Origin of the sequence: Actinomyces sp. zg328, from assembly GCF_009829635.1 — a bacterium.
GTDB lineage: Bacteria > Actinomycetota > Actinomycetes > Actinomycetales > Actinomycetaceae > Actinomyces > Actinomyces marmotae.
The window spans coordinates 24,415-41,935 of sequence record NZ_VWPE01000012.1; the positions used below are offsets into that span (position 1 = coordinate 24,415).

Annotated in this window: 14 protein-coding genes; 5 read left to right on the forward strand and 9 right to left on the reverse strand. The window is 71.8% G+C overall.

The genetic code is table 11. The annotated features are described in order from the left end of the window. Positions 1 to 425 precede the first annotated feature (425 nt). The gene (gene miaB, locus GVV75_RS06500) at positions 426 to 2,090 is read right to left on the reverse strand and encodes a tRNA (N6-isopentenyl adenosine(37)-C2)-methylthiotransferase MiaB (RefSeq protein WP_159814004.1); all 1,665 of its coding nucleotides are present in this window, start codon (positions 2,088 to 2,090) and stop codon (positions 426 to 428) included. An 11-nt stretch (positions 2,091 to 2,101) separates the two neighbouring features. After that, complete coding sequence (locus GVV75_RS06505; protein WP_159814007.1) at positions 2,102 to 3,277, reverse strand: ROK family transcriptional regulator; 1,176 nt, start codon at positions 3,275 to 3,277, stop codon at positions 2,102 to 2,104. A gap of 245 nt (positions 3,278 to 3,522) precedes the next feature. Between GVV75_RS06505 and GVV75_RS06510 the strand changes: the two genes are divergently transcribed. From GVV75_RS06510 to GVV75_RS06530, 5 genes are all read left to right on the forward strand, one after another. Beyond that, on the forward strand, positions 3,523 to 5,721 hold the full coding sequence (locus GVV75_RS06510) for an alpha-galactosidase (RefSeq protein WP_159814009.1): 2,199 nt from the start codon (positions 3,523 to 3,525) through the stop codon (positions 5,719 to 5,721). A 122-nt stretch (positions 5,722 to 5,843) separates the two neighbouring features. Next, positions 5,844 to 6,749 (forward strand): carbohydrate ABC transporter permease, encoded by a 906-nt coding sequence (locus GVV75_RS06515; RefSeq protein WP_159625825.1) that lies wholly within the window; start codon positions 5,844 to 5,846, stop codon positions 6,747 to 6,749. 13 nt (positions 6,750 to 6,762) lie between these two features. After that, a complete protein-coding gene (locus GVV75_RS06520; protein ID WP_159717846.1) occupies positions 6,763 to 7,722 on the forward strand; it encodes a carbohydrate ABC transporter permease in 960 nt (319 codons plus the stop codon). Positions 7,723 to 7,730: 8 nt separating this feature from the next. Next, complete coding sequence (locus tag GVV75_RS06525) at positions 7,731 to 9,125, forward strand: ABC transporter substrate-binding protein (protein WP_159814011.1); 1,395 nt, start codon at positions 7,731 to 7,733, stop codon at positions 9,123 to 9,125. Positions 9,126 to 9,281: 156 nt separating this feature from the next. Next, positions 9,282 to 10,145 (forward strand): hypothetical protein, encoded by an 864-nt coding sequence (locus tag GVV75_RS06530; RefSeq protein ID WP_159814013.1) that lies wholly within the window; start codon positions 9,282 to 9,284, stop codon positions 10,143 to 10,145. 142 nt (positions 10,146 to 10,287) lie between these two features. Here the strand turns inward: GVV75_RS06530 and GVV75_RS06535 are convergent, their stop codons facing one another. The 7 genes from GVV75_RS06535 to GVV75_RS06565 all read right to left on the reverse strand — a co-directional run bounded on the left by GVV75_RS06535 (position 10,288) and on the right by GVV75_RS06565 (position 17,497). Next, positions 10,288 to 10,809 (reverse strand): regulatory protein RecX, encoded by a 522-nt coding sequence (locus GVV75_RS06535; RefSeq protein ID WP_159625833.1) that lies wholly within the window; start codon positions 10,807 to 10,809, stop codon positions 10,288 to 10,290. Then, the gene (gene recA / locus GVV75_RS06540) at positions 10,809 to 12,050 is read right to left on the reverse strand and encodes a recombinase RecA (protein ID WP_159523904.1); all 1,242 of its coding nucleotides are present in this window, start codon (positions 12,048 to 12,050) and stop codon (positions 10,809 to 10,811) included. Before recA ends, GVV75_RS06535 begins: the two co-directional genes overlap by 1 nt. Positions 12,051 to 12,363: 313 nt before the next feature. Continuing rightward, entirely contained in the window at positions 12,364 to 12,591 is a 228-nt protein-coding gene (locus GVV75_RS06545) for a DUF3046 domain-containing protein (RefSeq protein WP_159523902.1), read from the reverse strand. A 125-nt stretch (positions 12,592 to 12,716) separates the two neighbouring features. Continuing rightward, positions 12,717 to 13,133 carry a helix-turn-helix domain-containing protein gene (locus GVV75_RS06550; protein WP_413227751.1) on the reverse strand — a complete coding sequence of 139 codons (417 nt, stop codon included), beginning with the start codon at positions 13,131 to 13,133 and terminating at the stop codon, positions 12,717 to 12,719. A 209-nt stretch (positions 13,134 to 13,342) separates the two neighbouring features. Beyond that, on the reverse strand, positions 13,343 to 13,858 hold the full coding sequence (locus GVV75_RS06555; protein WP_159625837.1) for a CinA family protein: 516 nt from the start codon (positions 13,856 to 13,858) through the stop codon (positions 13,343 to 13,345). After that, a complete protein-coding gene (gene pgsA, locus GVV75_RS06560) occupies positions 13,851 to 14,528 on the reverse strand; it encodes a CDP-diacylglycerol--glycerol-3-phosphate 3-phosphatidyltransferase (RefSeq protein ID WP_159625840.1) in 678 nt (225 codons plus the stop codon). Before pgsA ends, GVV75_RS06555 begins: the two co-directional genes overlap by 8 nt. 71 nt (positions 14,529 to 14,599) lie before the next feature. After that, positions 14,600 to 17,497: a DNA translocase FtsK gene (locus tag GVV75_RS06565; RefSeq protein ID WP_159814015.1), complete on the reverse strand. Its 2,898-nt coding sequence runs from the start codon at positions 17,495 to 17,497 to the stop codon at positions 14,600 to 14,602. Between the last annotated feature and the right edge of the window lie 24 nt (positions 17,498 to 17,521).

A 17,521-nucleotide genomic window follows, 5' to 3' on the forward strand; every position in this document is an offset into this window, starting at 1 on the left:
TCGGCGCAATCCGCACCAGTCGGCGCAATGCGCACCGGTCAGTGCGGCTCCCTCGCTCGCCGAGGCTATGGCTGCGCGCACGCGATTGATCCGCGTGCCATGAGAGCCCCGGCACGCCCCCATGAGCGCGTCTCCCAGAGCAGGATCGTCATGGCGATCATCATTGCCGCGGCGATCCTCGCGCTCGTCTCCGAGCGACGGCCCCTGAGGAGACTCCCTTGCCACAGGCACCGGGGCCGCAATGGGGAAGAGTTCGTCCTAGGTCTGGACGAGTGGCCCCTTGCCACAGGCACCGGGGCCGCAATGGGGAAGAGTTCGTCCTAGGTCTGGACGAGTGGCCCCTTGTCACAGGCACCGGGGCCGCAAGGATCCGGAGACCACGAAGACGGCCTCGCGGTCCCGTCCCGATCTGGACCGCCGCCTCCTCAGCGAGCGGGTCCTGACGCGCCCACGCGCAGGGTGGGCAGTCCCAGGCTCACCGGGGCGGTGTCAGACTCCGGCGCGGCATGGGCCTGGGCCTGGCGGCGCTCCCAGGCGTCGCCGGCGCGGGTGCGGCGCACCTCGAACAGGGAGGGCCCGTCGTCGTACCAGGCGCGATCCCCGGCGGAGCGGGCCTCCCCGGCGGCGCGCTCGACCTCGCTCAGCGCCCGCCCGCACAGGGCGGAGTCGGCGATGAGGTTGTGGGGCGCGCCATGGGTGACACGTACGGTCACCATATCCCCGGGCCGGGGCGCTCCCTGCGCGTAGTCGTGAGCGGACAGCCCGGCGGGCAGGGCGGCGTGGACGAGGCGGTTGTCCGCGGCGCGCCCCGAGACGCGGGCGGTGACGGCGTCGCGCCGCCCCTCGCCCTCGGCCACGAGAACCTCGATCACCCGGCCCTCCTGGGCCATGTTCTCCTCATGGGTGATGCGCCGCACGAGCTCGTCCAGGCGGCGGTAGCGGTCCTTAACCACCTCGGCGGGCACGGGCTCCAGGTCCGCCGCGGGCGTTCCGGGGCGCGGGGAGTACTCGAAGGTGAAGGCGGAGGCGAAGCGGGCCTCCTCGACGATGTCGAGCGTGGCCTGGAAGTCCTCCTCCGTCTCCCCGGGGAAGCCGACGATGATGTCGGTGGTGATGGCCGCCTCGGGCATGGCGGCGCGCACGCGCTGAAGGATCCTGAGGAACCGCTCGGAGCGGTAGGAGCGGCGCATGGCGCGAAGGACGCGGTCGGATCCGGATTGCAGCGGCATGTGGAGGCTGGGCATGACGGCGGGGGTGGAGGCCATGGCCTCGATGACGTCGTCGGTGAAGGCCGCCGGGTGGGGGCTGGTGAAGCGCACCCGCTCGATGCCCTCGACTCCCCCCGCGGCGCGCAGCAGCTTGGCGAAGGCGCCGCGGTCCCCGAAGCCGACCCCGTAGGAGTTGACGTTCTGGCCCAGCAGCGTGACCTCGATGGCGCCCTGGTTCGCGACCGCCTCGATCTCGGCCAGGACCTCCCCGGGTCGGCGGTCGCGCTGCTTGCCGCGCAGGGAGGGCACGATGCAGAAGGTGCATGTGTTGTTGCAGCCCACGGCAATGGAGACCCAGGCGGCGTAGGCGGACTCGCGGCGGGTGGGCAGGGTGGAGGGGAAGACCTTGAGGGACTCCTCGATCTCGACGGCGGCCGCCGCGTTGTGGCGGGCGCGCTCGAGCAGGGCCGGCAGAGCGTCAAGGTTGTGGGTGCCGAAGACGACGTCGACCCACGGCGCCCTGTCCACGATCCCCTGTCCCATCTGCTGGGCGAGGCACCCGGCGACGGCGATCTGCATCCCGGGGCGCTCGCGCTTGACGGCGGCCAGCTGGCCGAGATTGCCGAACAGGCGCGTGGCGGCGTTCTCTCGCACAGAGCAGGTGTTGACAATGACAACATCCGCGCCGCCGTCGCCGGCCTCAGTGGCGCGGGCCGCGGCGGCGGGGACGTCGTCCGCGCTCACGTAGCCCGCGGCCTCGAGGAGCCCGGCCATGCGCTCGGAGTCGTGGACGTTCATCTGGCAGCCGAGAGTGCGCACGTGGTAGGTGCGCGGGGCGCGCGCGTCGGCGGCGCTCATCGGAGTGGTCATCGTGGCAGTCATCGCCAGGCAGTCTAGGCGCTGGAGCCCCTCAGGCCGGCCTCAACCGCGCGGGTCCACGGCTCGATGGCCAGAGCGGCGGCGCCACGCGCCCACTCGCCGAAGGAGAAGGAACGGGTGAGGATGCGCGGCGGCGGCGCGGACCAGTGGCGGGATCTCTCCACGGCGGCGTCGAAGACCTGCCGGTGCGCCTCAACGAGCCCCACCGACTCCCCGGAGACCACGACGAGTTCAGGATCGACGAGGGCCACGATCGAGCCGACAATCCTCCCGGCGGCGTCGGAGGCGGCCTCGAGGACGCCCGCCAGCTGGGGATCGCGGGCGAGTTCGGTGAGCCCCGCGGGCCCGACGATCTCCTCCGGGGACACATGGTGCCCGAGCACCTCCGAGGCCTGGTGGGCAATGCCCGGCGCGGCCGCGAGCGCCCGGGCGCAGCCCACGTGGCCCATCTCGCAGGCCGGGCCCTCCTCACGCAGGGGAAGATGGCCGATGCTGCCGGCGGCGCCGTGAGCCCCGGCGATCGTGCGCCCCCCGATGACGAGGCCGCAGCCGATCCCCGCTCCGATGGTGAGCAGGGCGAAGGGATCGACGCCGTGGCCGAGCCCGAACCAGGCCTCGGCGTGGGTGAAGGCGCGCACATCATTGGCCACGATGGCGTCGAGCCCGGTGGCCTCCCGCAGCCGCTCCCCGATGGGCTCATCCCGCCACCCCAGGAAGGGGGCGACTGCGATGGTGGTGCCATCCACCACGCTGGCCCCCAGCGACAGCCCGATGCCGGACAGCGCCATCCCGGTGGAGCGCTCGATGCGCCGGGAGAGCCCTGCGATCTGCTCGACGACGCCGTCCGGATCCCGCGCGGCCAGGGGCTCGGAAACCTCGACGAGCGGAGAGCCGAGCGGGTCGATGACCTGGGCGTAAAGGTCCTTGGCAGTGAGCTTGATGCCGAGCAGCGCGGCGGCGCGGGGCGCGAGGCGCAGGCGTTTGGCAGGGCGCCCGGCCTCAGCGGCGGTCGGCGCGGACGGCTCATCCTCCAGGAGCAGGCCGTCCTCGATCAGCGGGCGCACGGCGCGGGAGAGCGTGGGCGCCGACAGGCCGAGATGATCGGCCAGGTCCGTGCGGGTCCGGGGACCGGCGGCCGCCAAGCGCAGGAGCACCCTCGATGCCGGTCCCGCGGCAGCGGTGGCCTCCATGCCCGCTCCTCCCCCATGCGCTCGTCGTCCGCCGGGGGAATCCTGCCACACCGGCGCCCGGCTCCCCCACGGGACGCGCGCCCCGGCACCCTCCGGGCGCCCCGGCGCCCTCCCGGCGCCCGAGGCTCCCTCCATGTGAGCAGGGTCTTGACACCTCATCACCACCCATTTATTTTCATCTTGAAAGGAATGGTTCGCGGCGTCGCGGACCGCCAGGAGGCCCCCTCGGGCCCGGAAGGACGACGATGACCCTCCACCTCCGCTCCGGCGGCACCTCCCTTGTTCTGGACACCCCCGTGGACCGCTTCCCCGTGGTGCGCCACTGGGGGGCCGATCTCGGCCCCCTCGACGGCAGCGACCTCCAGGACGCCGGCCGCGCGTCAGCCACCACGCTCGGCGCGAACTCCGCCTGGATCTGCAACGACCTGCCGATCCTCCCCCACGCCAGCCTGGGCTGGTCGGCCCGCCCCGCCATCGGCCTGCACCGGGTGGACGGAACCGCCTTCTCCTTCCACCCCACCCAGGTCGACCACGAGTGGTGGGCCGAGGACCCACCGGCCGCCGGGGAGGGGCCTGCCGCTCCCACCACCCCCATCGTCGTCTCGACGGCCGTCGATGAGGCGCACGGGGTGAGCATCGTCAGCGAGATCCGCCTGGAGGAGTCCGGGCTCGTGCGCGTGCGCGCCACGGTCACCAACGAGCCGGGCGGGCGCCTCGAGCTGGCCAGCGGCCTCGTCGTCGACGAGATCACTCCCGCGCTGCCCCTCCCCCAGGGCGCCGATGAGATCCTGGACATGTCCGGGCACCACATCAATGAGCGCCGCCTCCAGCGCCACCGCCTCACCGCGGGCACGCACCTGCGCGAGTCCTGGGAGGGCCGGCCCGGGCACGACGCCACCACCTGGCTCGCCGCCGGGCGCGCCGGCTTCGGCTGGCGCGCGGGCACGGTCCACGGCGTCCACCTGGCCTGGTCGGGCTCCACACGCTCGCTCATCATGAGCCCCTCCCAGGGCAGGGCGCTCATCGGCGCCGGCGAGCTGCTCGCCCCCGGTGAGGTCATCCTGGCCCCGGGGGAGTCCTACACCTCCCCGTGGGCGGTCTTCTCCTGGGGCGAGGGCCTGGACGCGCTGGCGCACCGCTCCCACACCTTCCTGCGCTCACTGCCCTCCCACCCTCAGCGCCCCCGGCCGGTGCTGCTCAACACCTGGGAGGCCGTCTACTTCGACCACCGGCTCGACAAGCTCACGCGCCTGGCCGAGCTCGCCGCGGACGTGGGCATCGAGCGCTTCGTCCTCGACGACGGCTGGTTCGGCTCCCGCCGCGACGACACCTCGGGCCTGGGCGACTGGCGGGTCTCGGCCGAGGCCTGGCCCGAGGGCCTGGGCCCTCTCGTGGATCGCGTCCACGAGCTCGGCATGGAGTTCGGGCTGTGGTTCGAGCCGGAGATGATCAACGTGGACTCCGAGCTCGCCCGCGCCCACCCGGACTGGATCCTGTCCGACGGGGCGGGGGGCGCTCCCGAGCACCGCAACCAGCGCGTCCTGGACCTGTGCGCCCCCGGCGCCTGGGACTACCTGTTCGAGTCGATCAGCGCCCTCGTGGAGCGCTACTCCATCGCCTACATCAAGTGGGACCACAACTCCCCGCTCGTGGCCGTCGGCCACGAGGCGGCCTCCCCCACGGCCGGCCGGCGCGGCGGAGCGGCCGTCCACGACCAGACCCTCGCCCTCTACCGCCTCCTCGACGCCCTGCGCGAGCGCTTCGAGGACCTGGAGATCGAATCCTGCGCCGGCGGCGGCGGCCGCATCGACATGGGCATCATGGAGCGCGCCCAGCGGGTGTGGGCCTCGGACTCCATCGACGCCCATGACCGCCAGGACATCCAGCGCGGCACCATGCTGCTGCTGCCCCCCGAGCTCGTCGGCACGCATGTGGGCGACGGCCGCGCGCACACGACGCTCCGCGACCTCGACCTCGACTTCCGCGCGGGCACGGCCCTATGGGGGCACATGGGCGTCGAATGGGACCTCACCAGCGCCGACGACGACGACCGCGAGCGCCTGGCCTCGATCATCGCCCTGCACAAGGAACTGCGCCCCCTGCTGCACTCGGGCCTGACGGTCCACGCGGACCTGGCCGACGACGACGCCCTGCGGATCGAGGGCGTGGTGGCCGCCGATGGCTCCGAGGCGGTCTACGAGATCGCCTGCCTGGGGCAGACCATCTCCTGGCCGACGGCCCCCCGGCCACTGCCCGGCCTGGACCCGGGGCGCCGCTACCGGATCGAGCTCGCGGCGCCGTCGTACCCCGAGCTGTCCCTGCGCCCGAGGTGGATGTACGAGCCGGTCACCCTGCCGGGCTCGTACCTGTCCACGACCGGCCTGGCCCTGCCGATCCTCCACCCCGACCACCTCGTGCTGGTGCGCGCCACCGCCGTCGACTGACCCGCCGACCCGCGAGCGGCCGGCGCTGGGGCGCAGGGCCTGCTCGCCGTCGTCGTCCCCGGCCCCCTCCATCTGACTCGCCCCTGCCCCCTATCCGTTTCGACGATGATCTGGAAGGAACCATGACCACCATCGCCTCATCGGCCCCACGACTGCGCGCGAGGCCGCGCAGCGACGCCCGCCTGGGATGGGCCTTCATCGCCCCCGCGGGCATCGGGCTCCTCGCCTTCTACATCTGGCCACTGCTGCGGGGCATCTGGCTGTCCTTCACCGAGTACAACCTGCTGACCCCGGCCTCCTTCAACGGGCTGGCCAACTACTCCCGCATGGTCCAGGACAAGATCTTCTGGAACGCGGTTCGGGTGACCCTGGAGTACGTGGTCATCAACATCGGCCTGCAGACGGTGCTGGCCCTCGTCATCGCCGTCCTCATGCAGCGCTTGACCCAGTCGACGCTCGTGCGCTCCATCGTGCTGACCCCCTACCTCGTGTCGAACGTCGTGGCCGCCATGCTGTGGCTGTGGCTGCTGGACAACACGCTAGGCATCTCCAACCAGGTCATCGAGGCGGTGCTCGGCGACCGCGTGGACTTCTTCTCCTCCTCGCTGGCGATCCCCACGATCGCCATCATCAACGTGTGGCGGCACGTGGGCTACACGGCGCTGCTCATCTTCGCCGGCCTCCAGGCGATCCCCGGGGACGTCTACGAGGCGGGCAAGGTGGATGGCGCCAGCGAGTGGACGATGTTCTGGCGCATCACCATGCCGCTGCTGCGCCCGATCCTCGCCTTGGTCCTCATCATGACGGTGATCGGCTCCTTCCAGGTCTTCGACACGGTCTCCGTGACCACCGCCGGCGGCCCGGTCAACGCCAGCCGCGTGCTGCAGTTCTACCTGTACGACATGGCGTTCAGCCGCTTCCAGTTCGGCTACGCCTCCGCGATGGCCGTCGGGCTGCTCCTCATCCTGGCGGCGATCACCGCCCTGCAGTACCGCATGACCCGTGCGGGCGAGACCGATCTGAACTGAGAGGGAACCGACCATGACCACCACTGTCACCACCCCCTCAGCCGCACCCGGGAGGGCCGGGGCGGACAGCATCCCCAAGAGGCGCAGCGCCCCCAAGAAGCGCGTCTCGGCAGGTCGCGTCGCCGCCTGGGTCGCCATGGCCCTCATCATGGCCTTCACGCTCCTGCCCTTCTACTGGGTGCTGCGCACCGCGCTGTCCTCCAACGCGGGCATCTACGCCGATCCCGCCAACCCCCTGCCCGTGGACCTCAACTTCCGGGCCTTCGCCAGGGTCTTCGGCATGCAGTCCACCGAGGCGGCGATCGCCGACGGCGGCTCCGGCGCGGAGATCAACTTCTGGCTCTACCTGCGCAACTCGATCATCGTGTCCACGCTGGTCACGGTGGGCCAGGTGTTCTTCTCTGCCATGGCCGCCTACTCCTTCTCGCGCCTGCGCTGGAAGGGACGCGATGCCGTCTTCGCCATCTTCCTGGCCGCGCTCATGGTGCCCTCGATCTTCACCCTGCTTCCGAACTTCGTGCTCATGAAGCAGCTGCGCCTCATCGACACCCTCCTGGGCGTGGCGCTGCCGACGATGCTCATGACGCCCTTCGCGGTGTTCTTCCTGCGCCAGTTCTTCATGAACATCCCCCGGGAGCTGGAGGAGGCGGCCCTCCTGGACGGGGCCTCGAAGACGAGGGTCTTCCTCACCCTCATCCTTCCCATGGCGAAAGCGCCCATCACCACGCTGGGGATTCTCACCTACATCACGGCCTGGAACGACTACTTCTGGCCGCTGCTGGTCTCCTACTCGGGCTCCTCCCGGGTGCTCACCGTGGCGCTGGCGGTCTTCAAGTCCCAGGCGCCCCAGACCGGCCCGGACTGGTCCGGCCTCATGGCGGCCACGCTCGTGGCGGCCCTCCCGATGCTGCTGCTGTTCATGGCCTTCGCCCGGCGCATCGTCAACTCCATCGGCTTTACAGGCATCAAGTGAGGCACCAGATGACGACCCCCTCTCTCCCCATCCTGCGCTCGGCGCTCTCGCGGCGCTCCCTCCTGTGCGGCCTGGCCTCAGGGGCCGCCGCCATGACCCTGGCAGCCTGCTCCGGATCGAGAGGCTCGGACCCCAACACCGTGGAGTACTGGCTGTGGGACTCCGCGCAGCTGCCCGCTTACCAGGCCTGCGCCGAAGCCTTCAAGGCCAAGACCGGCATTACTGTCAACATCACCCAGATCGGTTGGGATGATTACTGGACGAAGCTCACCGCGGGCTTCATCGCCGACACCGCCCCGGACGTCTTCACCGACCACATCGCCAAGTTCGCCCAGTTCGTGGATCTGGACATCCTCCTCCCCCTCGATGAGCAGCCGGCGTGGTCCGGCGTGGAGACCCAGGCCTTCCAGGACGGCCTCATCGACCTGTGGAAGGGCGACGACGGGCACCAGTACGGCTGCCCCAAGGACTGGGACACCGAGGCGGTCTTCTACAACAAGGCCATGCTCGCCGACGCCGGCCTGAGCGAGAAGGACCTGGAGGGATGGTCCTGGAACCTCACCGACGGCGGCAGCTTCGAGAGGGTCCTCGCCCGCCTGACCATTGATAAGAACGGCGTGCGCGGCGACGAGCCGGGCTTCGACCCCAAGAACGTGGCCGTCTACGCCACCGGCATCGCCGATGAGGGCTCCTCGGACGGCCAGACCCAGTGGAGCCCCTTCACAGGCAGCGTCGGTGATTGGCACTACACGGATAAGGAGACCTGGGGCACCCGCTACCGCTACGACGAGAAGCAGTTCCAGGACACCCTCGACTGGTACTTCGGGCTCATCGACAAGGGCTACATGGCCCCTGCCGGCACGTTCGCCAAGGGAAACGGCACCGATGTGCAGCTCGCCAGCGGCTCGATCGCGCTATGCGTCGCCGGCGCCTGGATGTTCAACACCTACGCCAAGATGGAGATCGACGTCGGCATCGTCGCCCACCCGGTGGGGCCGAACGGCAAGTCCGTCTCCCTCATGAACGGCCTGGGCGACTCGATCGTCAAGAATTCGAAGAACATCGAGGGCGCCTCGAAATGGGTGGCCTTCCTGGGAACCCAGGAGGCGCAGGACATCGTGGCCTCCTACGGGATCGTCTTCCCGGCGATCACGGCCTCCACTGAGAAGGCGGTAGAGGTCTTCGAGAAGACCGGGCTGCCCACCAAGCCCTTCACCAGCTACCTGGAGGAGAACAACGGCGGAACGTTCTACTTCCCGTTGACGTACTTCGGCGCCGACGTGAACGCGATCATCAAGCCGGGGGTCGCGGACGTCTACGTCAACCGCGTGCCGGCCTCCACCCTCAACGAGTACAACGAGCAGGTGAACCTCCTGTTCAAGACCTCGAAGGAGAAGGGCTGAGCCGGTGCTCCACTCAGCCCCCCCCGACCGTTCCCCGATAGCGTTGGCCCCTGCCCTCCCGGATCCCAGGCCGGGTGGGCAGGGGCCGCGATCGTCGCGGCGCCCACTACGATTGGGGGAAGGCACCTCCGGGGGCGAGGCGAGGAGGGGACGACGATGGCAACAGCAGCGAGGGCGCGGCGCGCCTGCCTGCACGGCATTCACGAGGCGCTCGGCGCCACCTTCACCATCCGCGACGGCTGGGAGGTCCCGCTGCGCTACGCCCCCGGCGACGGCGAGCTGGAGGCGCTGCGGGGCTGCGCCGGCATCCTCGACCTGTCCCACCTGGGCACGTTCAAGGCGCAGGGCCCCGCGGCGGGCGCCTCCCTCGATGCTGCGCTCACCGGCGCCGACCCCGACGGCCCCGCTTCGGCCGGCCCGGCCTCCTCCCTCCCCGTTGGCCGCGCCCTGCGGGCCCGGCTAGCGGCCGACGCCGCTCCTGCCACCATCTACCGGCTGGGGGACGAGGAGTTCCTCGTGGTCACGAGCGCCGCCGACCGACGCAGCGCCATAGGGACGGCCCATGGCGCCATCCCGCGGTGGGAGGGCATCATCGACGCGACGGAGTCGATCGCGCTCATCGCCGTGGCGGGGCCCCGAGCGGAGGAGGTCATGCGCGGCGTCGTCGAGTCCGGGGCGGGGATGCCCGCCGCCCTGCTGCCCGAGGACAATGCCCCCGGCGGGGAGGGCTGCGGGCCCGACGTGCTCTGCGGCCCCGGCCTCCTGCGGCGCTTGCGCGACGGGGCGGCTGTGCGGGCCACCGCCTGTGGGCACACGGTGATCCTGGCGCGAGAGCGCGTGGGCGAGGCGGACTGCCTGATGGTGTTCTGCGGGGCTGAGGACGCCATCGACCTGTGGGAGATGATCGCCGAGCGCGCCTCCACCCTGGCGCCGGGCATGGGCCCCGCGGGCGCGACGCCCGTGCTCACAGCCTGCGGCCTGGCCGCCTGGAGCGCCCTGGCCGCGGCGGCTCAGGAATAGGCGTGGGCGCCACCGGGGCTGCCGACGGCCTGCCCACCGAGTGGCGCCATTTCCTCCCAGTGGTGCGTCCTGCCCGCGCCAGTGGGTGCGGACGGCGCCGGTCGGCGCGGTCGTGCCGGCCCGCGCTGGGCGGCCGACCGGCTCAGTGACCGTCGGGGCCCTGGCCCTCCCGGGCCTCCTCGGCCAGGGCTCGCTCGAAGGCATCCAGGGCCACGGCCTGGGAGTGGCCCTTGCGGCCCAGCGCCGCCAGGGCGCGCCGCCGACGGACCACCGGATCGAGCCCGCGCGTGGCGCGCAGCCTCTTGCGGGCCAGGGCGAGCGCGGCGCCGGCCTCGTCGTCGCCGCTGATCTGGGCCAAGGCCCCGCTGATCGCCCGCTCCCCCAGGCCCTTGCGCCGCAACTCAGCGGCGATGGCCCGCCGGGCCGCGCCCTTCTCAGCAAAGCGGGTGCGCGCAAGAGTCGCGGCGTAAGCGCCGTCATCGATGAGGCCAGCGGCCTCGAGGCGGTCGAGGACCTCCTGCGCCACGCGGTGATCCACCTCCTTGCGCTCCAGCAACTCGGCGAGGGCCGCGCGGGAGGCGGGGGCGCGGTCGAGGCGGCGCAACACGATCTCCCGCGCCGCCTCGACCTCTTCCTGATGCTCGTCAGGGATGAGCCAGGGCATCAGAAGCCACCGGCGTCCTCACCGAAAGCGGCGTCGATATCGAGGGCGGCGGACTTCTTGGCGCTGCTCTTGGCGCCGCCCCTGCCCGAGCCCCTGCCCGAGCCGCGCCCCACGGCCTTGGCGGGGGCCTTCGTCCCCGCGGCGGCCTCGAGGGCGGCCTCGGCCGCCGCTGCCGCCGCATCGGCCTCCGCTGCGGCCGCCCGGGCCGCTGCCTCCTCCTGGGCCTTGCGCCCGGCCTCCCCAATCCCCAGGGCGGCGAGGATCTTCTGCTCGATCTCATCGGCCAGGGCGGGGTTGTCCGCGAGGAAGGCGCGGGCGTTCTCCTTGCCCTGACCCAACTGGTCCGTGCCGTAGGTGAACCAGGCGCCGGACTTGCGCACGATGCCGTTCTCCACGCCCAGGTCCAGCAGGCCGCCCTCGCGGGAGATGCCGCGGCCGTAGAGGATGTCGAACTCGGCCTGCTTGAAGGGCGGGGCCATCTTGTTCTTCACCACCTTGGCGCGGGTGCGGTTGCCCACGGGCTGGTCCCCGTCCTTGAGGGTCTGGATGCGGCGCACATCGATGCGCACGGAGGCGTAGAACTTGAGGGCCTTGCCGCCCGTGGTGGTCTCGGGGCTGCCGAAGAAGACGCCGATCTTCTCGCGCAGCTGGTTGATGAAGATAGCCGTGGTGCCCGTGGCGGACAGGGCACCGGTGATCTTGCGCAGCGCCTGGCTCATGAGGCGGGCCTGGAGGCCGACATGCGAGTCCCCCATCTCCCCCTCGATCTCCGCCTTGGGCACCAGCGCGGCCACGGAGTCGATGACAATGATGTCCAGGCCGCCGGAGCGGATAAGCATGTCCGCGATCTCCAGGGCCTGCTCCCCGGTATCCGGCTGGGACACGAGCAGGTTGTCCGTGTCCACCCCGAGGGCCTTGGCGTAGACCGGGTCCAGGGCATGCTCAGCATCGATGAAGGCGGCGTTCCCGCCGGCCCTCTGGGCGCTGGCGACGGCGTGGAGGGCGACGGTGGTCTTACCGGACGACTCGGGGCCGTAGATCTCGATGATGCGGCCACGGGGCAGGCCACCGATCCCGAGCGCGACATCGAGCGCGGTGGAGCCGGTGGGGATGACGGCCACGGGAGGACGGCTGTCATCGCCCAGGCGCATGACGGAGCCCTTGCCGAAAGACTTGTCGATCTGGGCAAGGGCGGTGGCCAGGGCCTTGGATCGATCCTGGTTCTGGGTTGCTGCGGGCATGGTCTCTTCTCCGGCTCGGGCGGCGGTGGGCCGCGGTGTTCAGGGCTGGTCCTCGTGGACGGGATCCCCTCTCCGGGGCTCGTGGACGACGGTATGCCGGACCACTGACATGTATCCGCGAGCCTCCACAGAACGGGGCCTGTGGGGGCTCGTGGCGCGTCCGTGGTGAACTCTAGCCGAACACGTGTTCGAATCCGCAAGCGGAGCCGCCCCGGCGTGTCACGGGGCAGGGCCGACGGCGCCACTCCCGGCTGGGCCCGCGCAGCCACCCGGGTGACTGGGAGCCTCACCGCCGCGCGGTGGCGACCGCGCGCTACCCGCGGCGGGCGCGCGGATCGTCCCGGTAGACCCAGCGCTCGGCCTCGTCGCGCTCGGTCTCCTGGCAGAGCGAGTCCCAGACCTCGCGAGGCGGCTCACCGGCGTCGAGGGCCTGGACGGCCGTCATCGACCAGGGCGGCAGGACGAGGTCCTGGGCCAGCGATCGCCCGTAGGCGGAGCCGAAGACCTCGTCGAGGGCGCGCCAGAATTCCGAGTGCTTCATGGGGGCTCCTGGTCAGGGGAACGGATGGCCGGGAGGGGATCGGGGAGGGGAAGGGGCGCGGGCAGAGGGATCCCCGGGCGGCCTCGCGGCCTTCCGGGGATGGGGATCGGGCTGGCCCGCCGGCGTCAGCGCGCGATGGCGCCCTGCTGGCGGATGAGCTCGTCGGGGACGGTGTCGGGGATGACGACGCCCTCGGCCATGGCGACGCGCTCGGAGACCTCGCGCAGCACTGTGGACAGGGGGGCGTCGAGGGCCTGGCAGATGGAGGCGAGCAACTCCGAGGAGGCCTCCTTCTGACCGCGCTCAACCTCGGAGAGGTAACCCAGTGACACGCGCGCCTGCGAGGAGACCTCGCGCAGGGTGCGCCCCTGGTGCTGGCGGACGGAGCGGAGGACCTCGCCGATCTCGCGGCGCAGGAGGACGTTCTCGTGCTTGGTGGTGTCCACGGCAGAACCGTACCCCGTGGAGAGCGCCGGGCGCATCGCCATCCTGGGCGCCAGGCGGGACGAGCGGGCGGGGCGGGGGCGAGTCATCTCATTCATCACAAGGCACAACCATTCACTGGTGGGGTTCATTCCCGGCCCCGGTCGCTGGTTGATCACCGCGCCCTGGCCGATGGCATGAAGCATGTCGCCGGGGCCTGAGAGGACGCTTGGCGAGGCTCATGAGGGAGCCATGACATGGGCGCGAGCGCGCCCCGATCCGCGCGGGGAGGATGCGGGGAGGGTGGGGGGGGGACGGCCGCGGCGCCTCAGAGGTCCCCTCGCGCGGCGCGAGCGGCGAGGCTCAGGACCGCCAGGGCCGTCGCGGCGCGAATCTCATCCCGCCCGCCGGTCAGGCCCAGCCTTCGGCCCACGGCCCCCCATGGGCCGAAGGCCGCGATGTAGACCGTTCCGGCCGGGTGCCCGTCGGCGGGGCCGGGTCCGGCCACGCCGGTGGTGGCCAGTCCCACATCCGCCCCGAGGAGCCGGGCGGCGCCCCGCGCCATCTGCTGGGCGACGACGGCGTCGACCGGCCCCGTGATGGCCAGGCGGGCGGCGTCGACCCCCAGGAGCTCGGCCTTGATCCTCGTGGCGTAGGAAACGACGGCGCCCAGGAGGACCCTTGAGGCCCCGGGCACCCCGCCCAGCGCGGAGGAGACCATGCCGGCGGTCAGCGACTCGGCAACGGCGAGGGTGAGCCCGCGCTCGCCCAGGGCCCGCAGCAGGTCCTCCGCCGCCTGGCGCCCCTCGGGCCAGGCCGGCGCCGCGACGGGCGCCTCACCCATGCCCGGCGCCGCCCGTGGCGTCGGCGGCGGGCTTCTCACGCGAGATGCGGATCGCCTGGAGGACGTAGTCGATGCCCGTGGCCACCGTGACGACGAGGGCGGCGGCCACCAGCGCGTAGGAGACCCGCAGCAGGGCCGTGGCCAGCGTCGCGGGCAGCACGGCGTGCCAGGGCAGGAGGAGGCCTATGAGCGCGAGGATCTGCAAGACCGTCTTGGCCTTGCCGCCCCGCGAGGCCGCCATGACGGCGCGCCGGAGCATGGCGAAGCGCATGACAGTGATGCCGAGCTCGCGCACGATGATGAGGACCGTCACCCACCACCACAGGCGGCCGGCGACGCTGAGCAGGATGAAGGCCGACAGGGTGAGGGCCTTGTCCGCGATGGGGTCGGCGATCTTGCCGAAACTGGTGATGAGGTTGCGCGAGCGCGCGAGCTGCCCGTCGAGTCGGTCGGTCGCCGCGGCCACGATGAAGACGAGGGCGGCGGCCAGGCGCATGGCATCGCCCGGGAGGAGCATGAGCCACACGAAGACCGGCACGAGGATGATGCGCAGAACGGTCAGGGCGTTGGCGATGTTGAGCAGGGGGGCCTCGCCCGCGGGGGCGCCCCTGCCAGTTGCCGACGAGGGCGCGGCGGGACCCGGGTGGGAGGGGGGCGGGGCGGTTCTCATCGCCTCAAGAGTAGAGGAATCGGGGGCATCCGGTGGGGCCCGCGGGACCGGATAGCGGGCCTCGCCCGCGCCTACCAGGACTGGCCGCGGCCGGTGAGGCTCCAGGCGTCCTCGGAGTCCTCCGAGGCAGACTCGTCGTCCCAGGACTCGCTCACGGGGGCGCCGCCCTCCTCCTCGAGGGGGTCGACGGCGTAGCGGTCGGTCGGCAGGCCCACCTCGCGCGGGGTGCCGGGCTGGAGGCCGGAGGGCACGCGGGCGGCGGTGGCGTCGGAGGCTCCCGGGTCGTCGATCTGGGGGGCCTGCCCGTCGCCCTTGATCCAGGCGAGGGTCTCCTCAAGTTGCTCGGGCTGGACTAGGACATCACGGGCCTTGGAGCCCTCGGAGGGGCCCACGACCTCGCGGGACTCCAGCAGGTCCATGAGGCGCCCGGCCTTGGCGAAGCCGACGCGCAGCTTGCGCTGGAGCATGGAGGTGGAGCCGAACTGACTGGTGATGATGAGCTCGGCGGCCTGCAGGAGCAGGTCCATGTCGTCGCCGATCTCCTCGTCGATCTGCTTCTTGACCTCGGGGACGACGACGTCCTCGCGGTACTCGGGGGTGAGCTGCCCCTTGACGTGCTCGACGACGGCGCGGATCTCGCGCTCGGTGACCCACGATCCCTGCACGCGGATGGGGGTGGAGGCGCCGGGCCCCAGGTAGAGGGCGTCGCCCTGGCCGGTGAGGGTCTCGGCGCCGTTCTGGTCGAGGATGACGCGCGAGTCGAGCTGGGAGGCGGTGGCGAAGGCGAGGCGCGAGGGGACGTTGGACTTGATGAGACCCGTGACGACCTGGGCGACCGGCCGCTGCGTGGCCAGCACGAGGTGGATGCCGGCGGCGCGCGCCAGCTGGGTGATGCGCTGGATGGAGGCCTCGACGTCCTTGGGCGCGGTCATCATGAGATCGGCGAGCTCGTCGACGACGACGAGGAGGTAGGGGTAGGGGCTGAGAACCCGCTGGCTGCCGGGCAGGGGCTGGACCTCGCCGGCGCGGATCGCCTTGTTGAAGTCGTCGATGTGCTTGAAGCCGAAGGAGGCGAGGTCGTCGTAGCGGGCGTCCATCTCGCGCACCACCCACTCCAGGGCCTCCGCGGCCTTCTTCGGGGAGGTGATGATGGGGGTGATGAGGTGCGGGATGCCCTCGTAGATGGTCAGCTCCACGCGCTTGGGGTCCACGAGCACCATGCGGACCTCCTCAGGGGTGGCGCGCATCATGATCGAGGTGATCATGGAGTTGACGAAGGAGGACTTGCCGGAGCCGGTCTGGCCGGCCACGAGCATGTGCGGGGTCTTGGCGAGGTTGGTGACGATGTAGTCGCCCTCGACGTTCTTGCCCAGGCCCACAACGAGGGGGTGCGCCTGCTTCTTGGCGGCCCCCGAGCGCAGGACGTCGCCGAGTTTGACCATCTCGCGGTCGGAGTTGGGGATCTCGATGCCGATGGCGGACTTGCCGGGGATGGGGGTCAGGAGGCGGATCTCGTCGGAGGCCACCGCGTAGGCGATGTTCTTCTCCAGGCCGGTGATCTTGGAGACGTTGACGCCCCGACCGCGGTGGACCTCGTAACGGGTGACCTGGGGGCCGCGGGTGTAGCCGGAGACGGTCGCGTCGATGTTGAACTCGGTGAAGACGTTCTGGAGGGCGTCGACGACGGCGTCGTTGGCCTCGGTGTGGGTGGCATGCCCGGCGCCGGCCTCCAGGAGGGAGGAGTCGGGCAGCGAATAGGTGGTGCCATCGGGCAGGGCCATGGCGGCTCCGCCGGCCATCTCGATCTCGTCAGCGAGGTCCGGATCGATCGCGGGGGTCTCGTCGGTGACGGCCTCGGGGTCCGTGGGCGGCACGGGCCGCTCCCCCGGCGCCATCACGCTCCTACCCCGAGGGGTGAGGGCGGGCGGGTCGAGGGGGGAAGGGGCCCCGGCAATGACCTCAGTGGCAGGATCGGCGCCCACGGGGGCGTCGAGCCCACCCACGCCGCTGGGGCCGCTGGCGGCGCCCTCCCCGCGCGGGCGCCGCCGGGACGAGGCGGCACCCTCCCCCGGGGTGATCCGGGGGCGCGGACCAGAGCCGCGCTTGCGCGAGGCGCCCAGGGGGGCCTTCCCGCCGTCGGTGGCGCCCTCGGCGGGCGAGTCCTCCATCTCGATGGCGGAGCGGAAGGGCTCATCGCCGTCGTAGGAGTCGAGGGATGTCGTGGCCGTGAGGTCCGCGTCGTCAACGGGGGCCCGCGATCCCAGGGCCTGGCGGACCCGGCCCAGGGCTCGGGTGGGCCAGGTGTCCGTTGGGAAGTCGGCGCCAGCCTCGGTCCTGCGGGCGGCGGCGGTCTCCCGCAACTCGGCGATGGTCCTGCCGGAGACCACGAGCGCTGAGAAGGCGATGAGCAGCAGCAGGAGGATGACGGCGCCGACGGCGCCGAAGAGCCCGGCCAGGGGCGCGCCGAAGAGCCAGCCGAGCAGGCCTCCGGCGCCCTCTGCGCCGGCGCCGAGGGCGGGCTGGCCGGAGGCGACGTGGATGATGCCGGTGAGCCCCGCCAGGACGCCCAGGCCGCCGACGCTCACGCGGGCGTGAACGTTGGTGAGGCGGTGGACGCGCAGAGTGGCGACGCCCAGGGCAGCCAGGAGGATCGGCACGATGATGCTGAGCATGCCCACGGGCCCGGCGGCCAGGTGGTGCAGGAAGCCGCCGGCGGCGCCGGACACCCCGAACCACTCGCGCAGCCCTGTGACCGCGGCCAGGGCGAGGAGCCCGAAGGCCCAGGCGGTGCGGGCGTAGCCATGAGCCGCGGGGCGCTGGGAGCCGGGCGCCGCCTGGGCGGGCATGGTGGTGGTCGCGTCGGCGCGGCCCTGGCCCTGTTGCGTGCGACGGCGGCGGCCCGAGCCGCGCTGGGGCGGTTTCGGGTTCGATGAGGGCTTCGCGTTTCGCTTGGTGCTGCGGGTGGCCATGGTGGTCAACACGCTAGCGGCAGT